Annotated in this window: 13 protein-coding genes and 1 pseudogene; all 14 read left to right on the forward strand. The window is 49.3% G+C overall.

Translation table 11 applies throughout. The annotated features are described in order from the left end of the window. Positions 1-296: 296 nt before the first annotated feature. The 14 genes and pseudogenes from FCL47_RS11995 (at position 297) to FCL47_RS12060 (ending at position 13,342) form a co-directional block, all read left to right on the forward strand. Positions 297-902, forward strand: coding sequence for a hypothetical protein (locus FCL47_RS11995; RefSeq protein WP_136813756.1), 606 nt, complete (start codon positions 297-299; stop codon positions 900-902). Then, positions 899-1,186, forward strand: a complete 288-nt coding sequence (flgM, locus tag FCL47_RS12000) for a flagellar biosynthesis anti-sigma factor FlgM (protein ID WP_136813757.1) — start codon at positions 899-901, stop codon at positions 1,184-1,186. Before FCL47_RS11995 ends, flgM begins: the two co-directional genes overlap by 4 nt. Position 1,187: 1 nt before the next feature. Then, positions 1,188-1,541, forward strand: a complete 354-nt coding sequence (locus FCL47_RS12005) for a flagellar protein FlgN (RefSeq protein WP_136813758.1) — start codon at positions 1,188-1,190, stop codon at positions 1,539-1,541. A 1-nt stretch (position 1,542) separates the two neighbouring features. Next, positions 1,543-2,988, forward strand: coding sequence for a flagellar hook-associated protein FlgK (gene flgK / locus FCL47_RS12010; protein WP_136813759.1), 1,446 nt, complete (start codon positions 1,543-1,545; stop codon positions 2,986-2,988). A 23-nt stretch (positions 2,989-3,011) separates the two neighbouring features. Continuing rightward, a complete protein-coding gene (flgL, locus tag FCL47_RS25070; RefSeq protein ID WP_240744219.1) occupies positions 3,012-4,667 on the forward strand; it encodes a flagellar hook-associated protein FlgL in 1,656 nt (551 codons plus the stop codon). A 94-nt stretch (positions 4,668-4,761) separates the two neighbouring features. Beyond that, positions 4,762-5,004 carry a carbon storage regulator CsrA gene (gene csrA, locus FCL47_RS25320; RefSeq protein ID WP_136813760.1) on the forward strand — a complete coding sequence of 81 codons (243 nt, stop codon included), beginning with the start codon at positions 4,762-4,764 and terminating at the stop codon, positions 5,002-5,004. Next, on the forward strand, positions 5,001-5,420 hold the full coding sequence (locus FCL47_RS12030) for a flagellar assembly protein FliW (protein WP_136813761.1): 420 nt from the start codon (positions 5,001-5,003) through the stop codon (positions 5,418-5,420). Before csrA ends, FCL47_RS12030 begins: the two co-directional genes overlap by 4 nt. Before the next feature lie 333 nt (positions 5,421-5,753). Beyond that, complete coding sequence (locus FCL47_RS25430; RefSeq protein WP_136813762.1) at positions 5,754-7,691, forward strand: flagellin; 1,938 nt, start codon at positions 5,754-5,756, stop codon at positions 7,689-7,691. Between the two features lie 344 nt (positions 7,692-8,035). After that, positions 8,036-9,595, forward strand: a pseudogene (locus FCL47_RS25435) (flagellin hook IN motif-containing protein); the annotation flags it as partial. Then, entirely contained in the window at positions 9,572-10,198 is a 627-nt protein-coding gene (locus FCL47_RS25635; protein ID WP_370459552.1) for a flagellin, read from the forward strand. The pseudogene FCL47_RS25435 and the gene FCL47_RS25635, both read left to right, overlap by 24 nt. Positions 10,199-10,549: 351 nt before the next feature. Next, the gene (locus tag FCL47_RS12045; protein WP_136813764.1) at positions 10,550-10,903 is read left to right on the forward strand and encodes a flagellar protein FlaG; all 354 of its coding nucleotides are present in this window, start codon (positions 10,550-10,552) and stop codon (positions 10,901-10,903) included. A 35-nt stretch (positions 10,904-10,938) separates the two neighbouring features. Further along, positions 10,939-12,411, forward strand: a complete 1,473-nt coding sequence (gene fliD, locus FCL47_RS12050) for a flagellar filament capping protein FliD (protein ID WP_136813765.1) — start codon at positions 10,939-10,941, stop codon at positions 12,409-12,411. Beyond that, positions 12,408-12,863, forward strand: coding sequence for a flagellar export chaperone FliS (gene fliS / locus FCL47_RS12055; RefSeq protein ID WP_136813766.1), 456 nt, complete (start codon positions 12,408-12,410; stop codon positions 12,861-12,863). The genes fliD and fliS overlap by 4 nt, the downstream gene beginning before the upstream one ends. Positions 12,864-12,898: 35 nt before the next feature. Continuing rightward, a complete protein-coding gene (locus FCL47_RS12060; protein ID WP_136813767.1) occupies positions 12,899-13,342 on the forward strand; it encodes a hypothetical protein in 444 nt (147 codons plus the stop codon). Positions 13,343-13,635 lie beyond the last annotated feature (293 nt).

Here is a 13,635-nt window from a genome sequence, read left to right on the forward strand (position 1 = left end):
TTCACGGTAAAATCCCGCCCAACAGCTTTGCGGGGTAAGTTTATTCACGGCCGAACCCCGCCAAAAAGCGCTGCGGGGTAAGTTCATTCACGGCCGAACCCCGCCAAAAAGCGCTGCGGGGTAAGTTCATTCACGAAATAATTTACTTGCGAACAGCTCAAGTAAATTATTTCTAATTCACTAAACTTCTTTAACCCGACAACCGATATAAAATATAACAGAAAATTAAACGGTATCAACCAGCTGGCAAGCCAGTGCAAGGACGCACGACATCAACACTGCAAGGAGGCAATAAAATGATCGCGAACACATCCGGAAGTTCACCGCTTACAGTAAATTATCTGACATTAAATCGATCAGTTACAGCTGACTGCTACCAACAGAGCGGGTCAAAAGTACCACAGGAAATTTTTCAGTTCCGCGGGGATAAGGTAGATTTAAAGTATAATTCACCAACAGTTACCCGCCATGGCAGCCTTCTGTCTCTTGCAAATAAAATAAGCGATGGCTATGATCTGTTACAGGGCCTGTTCTTAAATATATATAAAAACCAGTCCATTGTTTATACAATCGCGGCCGCGAACACAAAGGCAGATATCAAGGCCTTAACCCCGGAAAAAGCTCAGGCACTGATAGCCGACGATGGCTTTTTCGGGGTAGAAAAAACTTCTGAACGAATAGTAAAGTTTGCCATAGGTATGGCAGGAGGCGATCGGAGCCGAATAGATGCCATTCGCCAGGGAATCGACAATGGATTTCAGGAAGCTCTGGAGGCCTTTGGCAACTGGCTGCCGGATATATCCCATGATACCTATGATAGTGTAATGCAAAAACTCGATGCCTGGGCAACCATTGATCCCCACAGTAACAGCCCAGAATCCCAAACTCAGGTGAAGTCATGAGCGTAGAATTTTTTGGAGTAGGCGGACCGGGACAGATCGGCAATCTGAAGAAAACCCAGAAAGCCCAGGCCGATAAAAAAGTCGAAGGTGCCGGCGAAGACAAGGTACAGTTTTCCTCGGTATTGCAGGACGTCAACAAGGCCAAAGCGACAAACCAGAGCAGCGACGCGGAAAGGACCGAACGTGTCCAGCAGTTGAAGGCCCAGATCAAATCAGGTTCTTATGAACCGGATCTTAATAAAGTTTCTGCCTCTCTGTTACAATTTCTCGTCGAAGGAAAGTAATATGGAAACCACAACCACCCATGACTATCTCGTTCGACTGCGTGATCTCATTTTCGAAGAAAGAGCATGTGCCAAGGCACTTGACATGAAAGGAATGATCATCGCAATGAACAGGAAGGAAGAACTTGTCAAGGTGCTGAACCACGTCAAGGTCATCGACGAGCAGGACAAACCGATTGCCAGGCAGATCCGTGAGGAAAATCGCCGCAACGCCTTTCTGTTCAAATCAACACTGGGCTGGATACGTCAGACCATGGAATTCTTCGGTCAAAAAACCGTCACTACGACCTATTCAGCATCGGCATATACGGTTGCCTCCCGGGTAAACGGCCGACTCCTTTCCGGGAAAGTCTGACATGGCCGGTCTCTTTAACGCGCTCAATTCCGCCCGCACTTCTCTTGAGGTAAGCCAGAAGTCGATAGAGATTACCGGCAATAATATCGCCAACGTCAACACCGAAGGATACTCCCGGCAGAAGGCCAACTACGAGACCTATCCGGCCATGAATTTCGGGGATTTTTTCATCGGCCAGGGTGTCAAAATATCCGACGTCAGTCGAGACCACGACGTCTTTATTGATGCACAGATCAAGCAGAAAGCCATTGATTTCGGTCTCCAGGACGCGTCGACCCGCCCTCTTTCCGAACTCGAAAGCGTTTTTAACATCACCGAAGACAATATTTCCACCGATATTGATAATTTTTTTGATTCGCTGCAGGAGCTGTCCGCCGACCCCAGCGACCTTGTCCAGCGCAACAACGTCATCCTCCAAGGCGAGGTGCTGGCCACCAGCTTCAATAACACCATGAATCAGTTGAACTCCATTAAGGAGAACCTCAACGAAACCATTCTGTCAAAGCTCGACGCTGTCAATGCCCAGATTAACGAGATAGCCGATCTTAACGACCGGATTTACAGCATTGAAATCCATGGTCAGACGGCGAACAGCGCCAGGGACCAGCGGGATATGTTGGCCAAGAGCCTGGCCCAGACCCTCGGTGCCCAGTCCTACGAAAATGACAACGGCATGTTGTCGGTCGCTCTGCCGGGAGGAATGCCCCTGGTCCAGGGGAATATGGCAATGACCATTACCGCCGATGAAAGCGGCGCAGACCTGACGCTCAAACTCAAAGCCGGTGGTGTTACCAGGGACTTGACTCTGAAAAATATGGGCGGTGAATTTAAGGGGCTGATGGACATACGCGATAATTTCATCCCGGAACTCACCGCCGATATGGATAAGCTCGCCTACGAGCTGAGTACCCAGGTAAATCTCCAGCACCAGGCGGGGGGTGGTCTCGATTCCAGCACCGGCAATCTTTTCTTCAGCATTCCCCCGAACTATGTGGCCTCGCCGCCCGGACCGGCGCCAACGGCAACGGAATACGCCGGTGCAGCCAGGCAGATGAGTGTGGTTATTACCGATCCGGCTAAAATTGCTGCCGGTGCCGCTGCGACCACAAGTGCTTCGGGCACCGTCGCCCCCGGCGATAACAGCAATGCCCTGACCCTGGCAAACATTGCCGACACCTACCTCATTGGCGGCGTCGATAACTTCAACTCTCTGTATGGAAAAGTTGCCGCCAAGGTTGGTGTCGAAAGCAACCAGAACCAACTGTCGCTGAAAGGTGCGGAAGACGCCCTTGATCAACTGGAAAATTTTCGTGACGGCCTGGTCGGAGTTTCCCTGGAGGAAGAGATGATCAGCCTGATCCAGTATCAGCGCGGTTTTGAGTCTTCCGCCAAGTTTCTGTCCACCGTCGATGAGATGATGACGACAATCCTGGATATTAAACGATAGCCTAGTACAAGTGTGAAAAGAGTATGAAAGTCACCGACAATTCCACCTACCGCTTAATGCAGACCAATCTGGACCGAATTACCAACGATCTGCTGACGCTTCGCACCCAGGGTGCGACCGGCCTGAAGCTGAACAAATCCTCCGACGATCCCGGCGCCATTCGCCCGGTGCTGACGACCAGGTCCCAACTCCAGCAAAATGACAGATATCTTGAAACCATGGGCCAGGCCGGCGATAAAATGGCCGCCACGGATGGTCATCTGGCCCAGGTTGAGAATGTGCTCGTCCGGGTGAAAGAAATTGCCATTAATTCAGTCAACAGCGCGCTCAGCCAAAGTGATCGAGCCTCTCTTGCCGATGAAATCGCCGAATTGAAAAACGAACTCCTCAGCACCGCCAATGCGGTCGTTGACGGAAAATATATCTTCGCCGGGTATCAGGAGGACACCAAGCCCTTCACCGCCAATCCCGATTACGATCCCGCCCTCTACGATGTTGGCAAGGTAACTACCTGGCCATATATCTACCATGGGGACAACAACCCCACGAAACTGGAAATTACCCCCGGCGAAGTCATCGAATCGAATTTAACCGGCAATGAGGTCTTTTTCGGTATCACCAACAAGATAGCGGCCAATGGTTATGCCAATCCCTACCAGGGTGAAATCAAGATTTCCGGGCCGATTGGCGTTGGCACGGCTGGCAACGATATAACCATTACCGCCGGGACCAATCCGCCAGTTACCATTGACGGGGGCACCGATCTCACCGACCCCGCCGGGGAGAATAACTACGCGGGCAAAGTCGCCGCCCTTTTCAGCCAGGCGGGAACCGGTCTCATCGGCACCGCCAGTGCAGCCAAAGCAAATCTTGGTCCTCTGGCGCTTAGCAATTTCGTCGACACCGAAGACAGCTACACGCTGAACATTACCTCCGGCGGCAACAGTATTTCAGCAAGCCTCGACGGAGCCTCCGGCAATTACGATTTTACCCTTGGCGGCATGGCGCTGGCTTTAGCCAACACCGCCGGCGCCAAGAATCTTACCGCGACAAGCGGCACCCTGGCGAACGGTGTCTCCTACGATATCTCGAGCGGTTCCCTGGTGCTTACCGGGCCGGCAGACGGTTCGGAAATTGAGCTTACCGAGACAACTTCTGATGGCGCTGTGACCGGAACACTTCCCTCTGGTGGTATTTCCGGGGGAAATCATACCGCCTACGGTACCGTTACCATTGCCCCAAATTCATCTACTGCGGTGAATATTGCCGGTACCGGTCTTTCCAGCGTCGGCATGGCCGCCGACACCCTCGACGGCGCGTCGGGAAGGATCGATCTTTTCACCATACTCACCCGGGCCGAAGAAGCCATCCGGGCGGGAAATACTGACGATATCAATGGGGCCGGCGGCTCTATCCAGGCGCAGATAACTAATCTCGAAATTGCCGCCAATCAGAACCGTGGCTACCGGAGCACGCTTGGTGCACGGGCCCAGCGTGTCGAGTCGGCGACGCTCCATCAGGAAGATGCGCAGATCGATCTCAAGCAAATTCTTTCACGGTATCAGGACGCGGATATTTTACAGATTTTCAATGACATAACCCAGAAAGAATCCGCCTTCCAGGCTGCACTGAACGTCACCGCACGGGTGTCGAAGATATCAATTCTTGATTATTTCTAGCCACCGATTAGAATTGTTCGGAGTACTCAATAGACAGCAGTCTATCATCTCCAACCTTCCAGGCGAAAGACGCCATTAAAAGGGAGCAAAACACATGCTGGTCCTTACCAGAAAACTCGGTGAAGGTATTGTCATCGGTGACGACGTTACCATTACGATTGTTGAAATGAAAGGCGGCAATGTCAGAATCGGCATTGACGCCCCTCGGGATAAAAAAATCTATCGTCAGGAAATTTATACCCGCATTGTTGAGGAAAATCGCGATGCCGCTCACTGGGATATGATTGATCTCGATAAGATAAGCGATAACCTAACCGTGAAAAAAGAGAAAAAATGAAAAAAATCAACACCCGTTTTGGCGAAGTGGAATACGACCCAAATAATCTGCTGCATTTTCCTGCCGGACTCATCGGCTTGCCAAATCTCCGTCATTTTATCGTTATGCCCAATAAAAAACAGGGCCCGCTCTTCTGGATTCAAAGCGTTGACGATCCCGACATCGCCTTTGTCCTCACCGATCCGACAAACTTCTTTCTCGATTACCAGTTAATGCCGGAGGAAGCTGAACGACAGAGCCTCGATCTTGACCAGGGCGATGAATGTTTCATCCTCAGCGTTGTCACCGTACCGTCAGATCAAAATATCACCTTAAATCTGGCCGCCCCAATACTTTTTGCACCTAAAACGAACAAGGCAATCCAGGTTATCGTGGAAAACAGCAGCTACTCCTCCAAAACGCCCCTGCCCCAATAATAAAGACCACCGGGCGACTGGTTCACCACTGGCCACTGGCACCCATGCGCCGCATGGGTGCCAAAAAGATATCACCGGGTCAGCAATTTCGCCGACCACCTGGTACCCATGCGCTGCATGGGAGGCAGAAGAGATTGCACCGCCCTACAATAATCGCTGTAATCCAAGAGTATAACGCCCTGCTTTTTCTTTCATCCCGACGTATTTTTCCCTAAAGAAAACCCTCCATCAAGACGACAAGTATTTTACCTGCGAGGTAAACCAAAGAGACAATACGTTTGTAAAAATGATTGACAACGACGCCAATGCACCCTTTCAAGGAGGATCTTTACCATGGCACTTACAATCAATACAAACGTCGCATCACTGAACGCCCAGAGAAATTTAGGTAAATCACAACTCGATCTTTCCCGCTCCATGGAGCGGCTCTCATCCGGTCTGAGAATCAACTCAGCCAAGGACGATGCCGCCGGACTGGCCATATCCGACCGGATGACCTCACAAATCAGAGGTCTCAACCAGGCGGCCAGAAACGCCAACGATGGTATATCCCTGGCTCAGACTGCAGAAGGCGCCCTTTCGGAAACGACCAATATTCTTCAGCGTATGCGTGAGCTGGCTATCCAATCCGCCAATGACACCAACAGCTCATCTGACCGCGCTTCCCTGCAGGCTGAGATAAACCAGCTGAAGCAGGAAATAACGCGTATTGCTGAAACCACGACTTTTAACGATCGCAATATACTGGACGGATCTCTCAGCGATGCGCAATTTCAGGTGGGTGCTAGTGCCAATGAAACTATCTCCTTTTCCATATCCTCTGCAAAAGCCGCAGCCCTTGGTGATAACGCGTTAACGAGCAATAACCCGCTCGGCATAGAAGCCGCCACTACTCGGGCAGATACTTCGGCGGGCAACAATGTCAAGGCGCAGGAGTTAACTATCGTCGGCGAGCGTGGCACTGAAGTTGTAAAAATTGAGGATGGCGATACCGCCAATCGTATAGCTGAACTTGTCAATATTTCCTCACAGGTTACTGGAGTGTCAGCGGATGCGCGAACCACAGCGACTCTCAGTCATCTCGCAGCTGACGGTACAGTAAGTTTTGAACTGGCCGGCATTAATACTTCCCCAATCGCCATAAGTGCTTCGGTAACAACAAAGGATCTGTCCCCCCTGGTGCGAGCCATCAATACCCAACTCGGATCCACTGGAATCTCCGCGTCACTCTCCGCGGATAAAGCAAGTATTACCCTTTCTCAAAGTGCGGGGTATGACATTAAGATCAGTAATTATGGCCACAGCGCCGCAGCTGGAGAGCTCCAGTCTCTTCGCGTCACCGGTTCCGAAGGGGTTGGCACCAACCTTGTTGAGGGGACAACTGCCGAAGCCGTTGCAACAATGACACTGTCAAATCTCTCGGAAGCTGGTGTAGTAAATCTGAACATAACAGGGGCTACAGGCGGTCCTACAGCCATTGATGCAACCACCATTACCGATAAAAGCGACCTCAGCGCACTTGTAGATGCAATCAACAAGATAACTACTACCACAGGTGTCACTGCGGCCTTTACAGACGTCTCAGGAACCGACAAGAGTAGTATAACCTTATCCGATTCTACATCAGCTAGTACAGCGCTGTCGGTCGACTCCTTTCTGGTCGGCTCGTCTACCACGGCCACGATGGCTGTTAGTAGTGGTGATGGAGGCACTTTCAATAATGCTGCTGCTTCTGTCGTAGAAACCACCAGTATTTTAAGTGGTGCGGCTTCTGCTACTGCTGGTACAGATACGGCCACGTTTAAAGCAAAAGGTACTGCAGGCGACTCAACCGTTATCGGCGGTGAAGTATCCTTCTCAAGTTCAGGGAATTATAACGTGAGTAGTTCGGTGGCCAACGATGACGGCTCATTGTTTAAGGGTATCGAAGATTCGGTCAATCCCTCCGAGCTCAATTCAGTCGATACGATCGACATCTCATCGGTTGCAGGTGCCAACAAAGCTATCCAGATCGTCGATGGCGCAATCGGCCAGATCGACAGCCTGCGGGGCAACCTCGGTGCTATTCAGAACCGATTTGAGTCAACCATCTCCAATCTGAATAACGTCTCCGAAAATCTTTCCGCCGCCCGCTCGCGGGTACTTGATGCGGACATTGCCATGGAGACCTCGGCGATGACCAAAAATAATATTCTGCAGCAGGCCGGGGTGTCAATTCTCGCCCAGGCCAACCAGACACCACAACTTGCATTACAACTCTTACAGGGATAACCTGTTAAAATAAAATGTAAAAAGGCCGACGCTATGAGTCGGCCTTTTTTATTTATAAAAAAAATAAAATTTTTAATGTTTTTTCCTAAAGGAAAATTTTCGACCAGCCGATACGTAATTTAGGAAAAAAGATTATTTAAGAAAAATTGTGAAATTTATTTCTAAATCACTAAACCTTTTTCGTCAGAGTACCGATAGGAAATAAAACAAAGAAAATTTTAACCAGAGGAGGTGCCAAAAAAGAAGAGCAACACAAGCTGTTTTTATATTTTTAATTTTAAGATGCTGTACCAGGGCAAGGATGCCCACCTGTAACCCATAGAACATATTCAAGGAGGAATATCATGGGACTTTCAATTAATACAAACGTAATGTCTCTCAATGCCCAACGTAACTTGGGTAACTCTCAGAACGCGCTGTCCAAATCAATGCAGCGTCTTTCTTCCGGTCTTCGTATCAACTCAGCAAAAGACGATGCAGCCGGACTGGGAATTTCAGATCGTATGACCTCGCAGATCACCGGTCTGAATCAAGCAGTACGTAACTCAAATGATGGTATCTCTCTGGCGCAGACTGCTGAAGGTGCGCTCCAGGAAAGTACCAACATCCTCCAGCGTATGCGTGAGCTGGCTGTCCAGTCGGCAAACGATACCAACAGTTCTTCCGATCGTGCGTCTCTGCAAGCTGAGGTAAACCAACTCAAGCAAGAGATGACCCGTATCGCGGATACCACGCAATTCAACGGTAAAAACCTGCTCGATGGGACTCTGGGTTCTGCCCAGTTCCAGGTAGGTGCCAACGCCAACCAGACCATTTCTTTTGGCATTGAGTCTGCTAAGTCCGCAGATCTTGGTAATAATAACCTTAAGACTGACAATGCATATGGTATTGAAGCGGCTACTCGAACAGGTTCTATGGTTACTGTAGACAATCTTGCAGCCGGTGAAACTTACACAGTTACTAAACTTGACGGGACTACAAAAACAGCACTAGCGGGTGCAACTGCAGCTGTTTTGGCAACTAATCTTGGTACAGCAACCGGTGCCCCAGTTACGAGTAGTTACTCAAACGAATTGGTGCTAAATGTTTCAGAATTAGCTGATCCAGATGCGACAGATGGCACTATAGCAATAAAGTACAACACTACTGGCGGTGCTCAAGAAACAGCAACATTAACTCTGGGGGCATCTGGCGCAGGCACTATTAGCTTTGGAGATTCCACTAATAACGCCAATGTCAAGGCAGAATGGACTGCCGGAACGACTGCTGGAACTGGAACAATCAAGATATCTTCATTGTCTACAGAGGGTGGTAACATAACTCTTGATTCTGTCACTTATGCAGGTGGTGCAACAGGAAAAATTGACTATGTTAAAGCCGACGGTACCGATGCCACGCAAATAAGTGCAGATGCTACCCCGGCCTATACACAACGTGCGACAGCAAGCTATACTATAGGTTCAAGTGGTGATGCTGTCTCAATTACTTCTGATGGTGATTCTCTTGGAGTACCTGCCAATGCAGAAGGATTGAAAGGTACAGGTATTGCGGATATTTCATTAGCAACAAACAATACTGCCAAACAGACCCTAACTGTGGTTGGTAGCGAAGGTTCTAAAGAAGTTGAAGTCGGCCTTGGTGACTCAGCAAAAGAAATTGCTAGTAAAATAAACCAGGTCAGCAGTAATACCGGCGTGACAGCCAAGGCAAGTACAACAGCAACACTTGCAAATCTGTCGGCTAATGGCAGTGTCTCCTTTGATCTTCAGGGAACAAATACAGACGCTGTTAGTATCAATGCCACAGTTGAAACTGACGATCTTACAAACCTGGTCTCAGCTATCAATGACAAATCCGGTACGACGGGTATTACTGCAACGATCAGTGCGGACAAGGCAAGCATCGAACTCAAGCAAAGCGGTGGAGCAGACATCCGTATTGCTGATTTCACGCACAGTGGTTCTACTGCAGGGACCCAATCGCAATCCATGACGGTTAAAGGGACTGAAGGAACAGCCACTAAACTTGAAGATGGTCTTACTGTTGACCCAGACCTTGATCTTGATTCCACTATCGTTGGTGGCGAGGTTAGTTTTTCCAGTCCTTCTGGTTTTAGTGTTACCAGTACTGCTGCTGGTGCAGCTAAATCTCTCTTTAGCGAAGATGCAAATGCTGCTAATGTAAGTGAACTGAAATCTATCGATAATATTGACATCACCACCGTACAAGGTTCTGCTGATGCCATTGACGCAATTGATGGCGCTTTGTCACAGATTGACAGCATGCGCGGCGAGCTCGGTGCTGTGCAGAATCGATTTGAATCAACCATCTCCAACCTCTCCAACGTTTCGGAGAACCTCTCCGCGGCCCGCAGCCGGATCCTCGATGCGGATATCGCCCAGGAGACTTCAGCGATGACCAAAAACAATATTCTCCAGCAGGCTGGAGTCTCTATTCTGGCTCAGGCCAACCAGGCTCCTCAGCTGGCCCTGTCTCTGCTCGGATAAGATTAACCTTTTCGGTACTATCGGGGCCGGCTTCGGCCGGCCCCGGCTTGTTTTAGGTGTTTCGGGTAATCCTTATAAAAAGGTCTTTTTAAGCACTCCCTTGAGGGGCACTTTTCTATGCTTGCCTTGTATGAGGTTAAATTAATTGCTGATTTTTGGGAGGGGTAATCCCGCCTAAAAGATTTGCGGGATAAGTTCATTCACGAAAAAAAATCTTGTCAAAAGCACAAGAAAAAGGATTTCAAGAACACTAACCCCGCCAAAAAGCGTTGCGGGATAAGTTCATTCACGAAATAATTTTCTTGTAAACAACACAAAAAAATTATTTCTAATTCACTAAAGGTGTAATCCATGAATGTCGATACAATCAGTAGTCCGGGGGCAACGATGCAACAGCCGCCTAAAGCTGCCGAGGCGATTGATTCCGGCCGCAAAAATAAAGAATCGAAGGGTTCGGAACCACAGGCGGCGGCGGACACCCCAAAGGTCCAGCCGGAAGAATTGCTCGACCAGATCAAATCCATAACCCAGGATGGATTGTACAGTGTCCGTTTTGAAAAGGGTGACGATGCATCTGATATGGTCGTAAAAATCTTCGATAATGCAACCCAGGAAGTCATTCGCCAGATCCCGGCTGAAGAATTGCTGAAATTCAAGGCTAATTTTTCGGAACTGGTTGGCAACCTGGTGAACACCAAGGGATAAAACCGAAGGTTTTCGGCCTCAAAAAAGGTAAGGATATGTCTATTACATTCAGCGGTCTCGCAACGGGGCTTGACACGGACACAATTGTCACCGATCTCATGGCGGTGGAACGTGCTCCGATCGATAGGCTTACGGCCAAAAAAACCAGCGAAACCCAGAGACTTAAGGCATATGCCCAATTCAAGGCCAAACTCGACAACCTGAAAACCGCTGTTGCTGATATGAGTATCACCAGCCAGGTTCGAACCACCAGCGTGTCGTTGAGTTCGGAAGACGCCTTTACCGCCACGACCACCAGCGGCGCGGTCGGCAGCTATAAGGTATCCGTTGTCCAACTGAGTCAGGTGCAAAAAACCGTCACCCGAGGCTTTAGCTCCAACAGTGAGTCGGTACTCGGTACCGGGACGATTTCGGTCAATGGCACTGACATTGCGGTCACCGAAGACAATAACTCGCTGCTCGGACTGGTCAGCAGTATCAATAAACTCTCTGGAACCACCGGCGTCCAGGCGTCAATTATCAACGATGGTACGGATGACTCCCCCTACCATCTGGTCTTTACCGGCAAGGATGCGAAAACCAATTTTACCATCGATGAAAGCAAGCTGGGTTTGACAACGGCGGGAGATCTTGATTTTGAGATCAACGATGTGCAGTCGGCGCAGCAGGCGGTAGCGATCATTGACGGTATTACCGTGGTCAGCGACACCAATACTATAACCGGAGCGATAAACGGCGTGACTCTCAATCTTAATAGTGTCAACGCTGCCATATCGAGCGGAAGCCAGATAGAAGGCGAAGAAGACGTCGATCCCTGGAACTGGCAGACGCCTCCGGTATACGAGACAACGAAAATGGACATTAAGTCCGACACCGGTGCCCTGAAAGAAAAAGTGACAACTTTTGTTACCGCCTATAATGAGGCCATGGAATGGATTCTTTCCGGCTATGATGAGTTCGGCGGGAGTTCGGCGATACCCGATAGCACTGATGGTTCCACCGCAGATACAGAACTCGGTGCGGTCCTGCGAGGCGATGCGACCATCAACAGCATGAAACGGCAGCTGCAGGGTGTGCTTACTAATTCGGTGAAAAATAGTGGCAAATTTCACATCCTGTCGGAAATCGGCATCTCGACAAATTTGAACGGCACCCTCAAACAGGACAACACCAAGCTTGATGCCGCTCTGCAGGATAACTTTGACGATATGGTCTCCCTGCTCTCAGGAGATGATGAAACAGCAGGAGTAATGAAGAACTTTAATTCGCTGCTTCTCAATTTAACCAGCAGCTCAAAAGGCATGTACGCCGTGAAGAAAACTGCCTATGACAGCGCGGTAAAAAGCTTTGATTCCCAGTTGAATCAGATGGAGTTGCGCATGACCAAAAGGGAGGCAATTTTACGCAGTCAATTCACTGCCATGGAATCGCTTATCAGCAGCTTGAATGCCCAGGGAGATTTTTTAACCCAACAAATGAACGCTTTAAACGGGACGAGTAACTCATGAACCCATATATGAACCAGTACCAGCAAAACCAGGTTATGACCGCTTCTCAGGAGCAGATATTGATTATGCTTTACGACGGGGCAATAAAATTCTGCCGGCAGGCCATTGCCGCCAACGAGGCGGGAAATGTTGGTGAAAAATTAGGTCGGATTTCCAAGACCTTTGCGATTATCACCGAGTTCTCCAACTCACTCAACCATGAGATTGGCGGCGAAATTGCTGCCGATCTTGATGGACTGTACCACTTCATGCTGCGAGAGTTAAGTAAGGCCAGAACGGACACCAGTGGCGATCATCTGCGCAGTGTCGAAAAACTGCTGGTCGACCTGCGGCTGACGTGGGGGGAGGCGGTTGAGATCAATAGAAAGGAGCTCGGCCTGCTGGTCAAGCAGCAAAAGGAAAATGAACATGATAATCAGGCTCCGGTACGCAGGCTGTCAGCTGCAGGCTAAGCGAAATACAAAATCAACCTGAACGGTATATACAGATGAGCCACATCCTTCAAGAAGAAAAGGGCCCGGCGGCGCAATACGATACCTTGCTTGAGCAGGCAAACGGGATATACCAGGAAATCGAATTGCACTATCAAACGATGCAAAACGATCTCTTAGCGACCTCAAGCCGGCAGACTATGCAGACCGTTGACACTCTCAACACCCTTTTGCACAAGGCACGGGCTGCCGATAGTCTCATAGCTGACGCCCTGTACAATGGATCTGGCTTGTCGGCATCGACCAGCGCCTTAATGGAAAAAAGAGCTGCGATACTGAACAGGCTCTACCAGGCCAACCGAAACATCGCCGCCAGGGCAAGAAATGTGCAATCCCTGCTCCGCCATGAAATATCGTCGCTGTCTACGAACTACAAAGCCATTACCGGCTATAAGCCTTCAGGATCTGACAGAACACATATTATTCGTGCTGCATTTTAGTGAATTAGAAATAATTATCTTGTGCTCTTTACAAGATAATTATTTCGTGAATGAACTTATCCCGCAAAGCTTTTAGGCGGGATTAGTGACTTACCATTAACCATGTTGTGCTCTTTACAAGATGTATTTTTTCGTGAATGAACTTATCCCCCTCAAGGGGGGACTAAAAAGAGTCCCGCAAAGCTTTTAGGCGGGATTAGTGACAAATTACCCCAGAGAACTTTCCCCCCGCCAGGGGAATCAAACCGAATCCCGCAAAGCTTTTAGGCGGCATGAGTGTCTAAAAAATAAAT

The sequence above is a fragment of the Desulfopila sp. IMCC35006 genome (assembly GCF_005116645.1).
GTDB lineage: Bacteria > Desulfobacterota > Desulfobulbia > Desulfobulbales > Desulfocapsaceae > Desulforhopalus_A.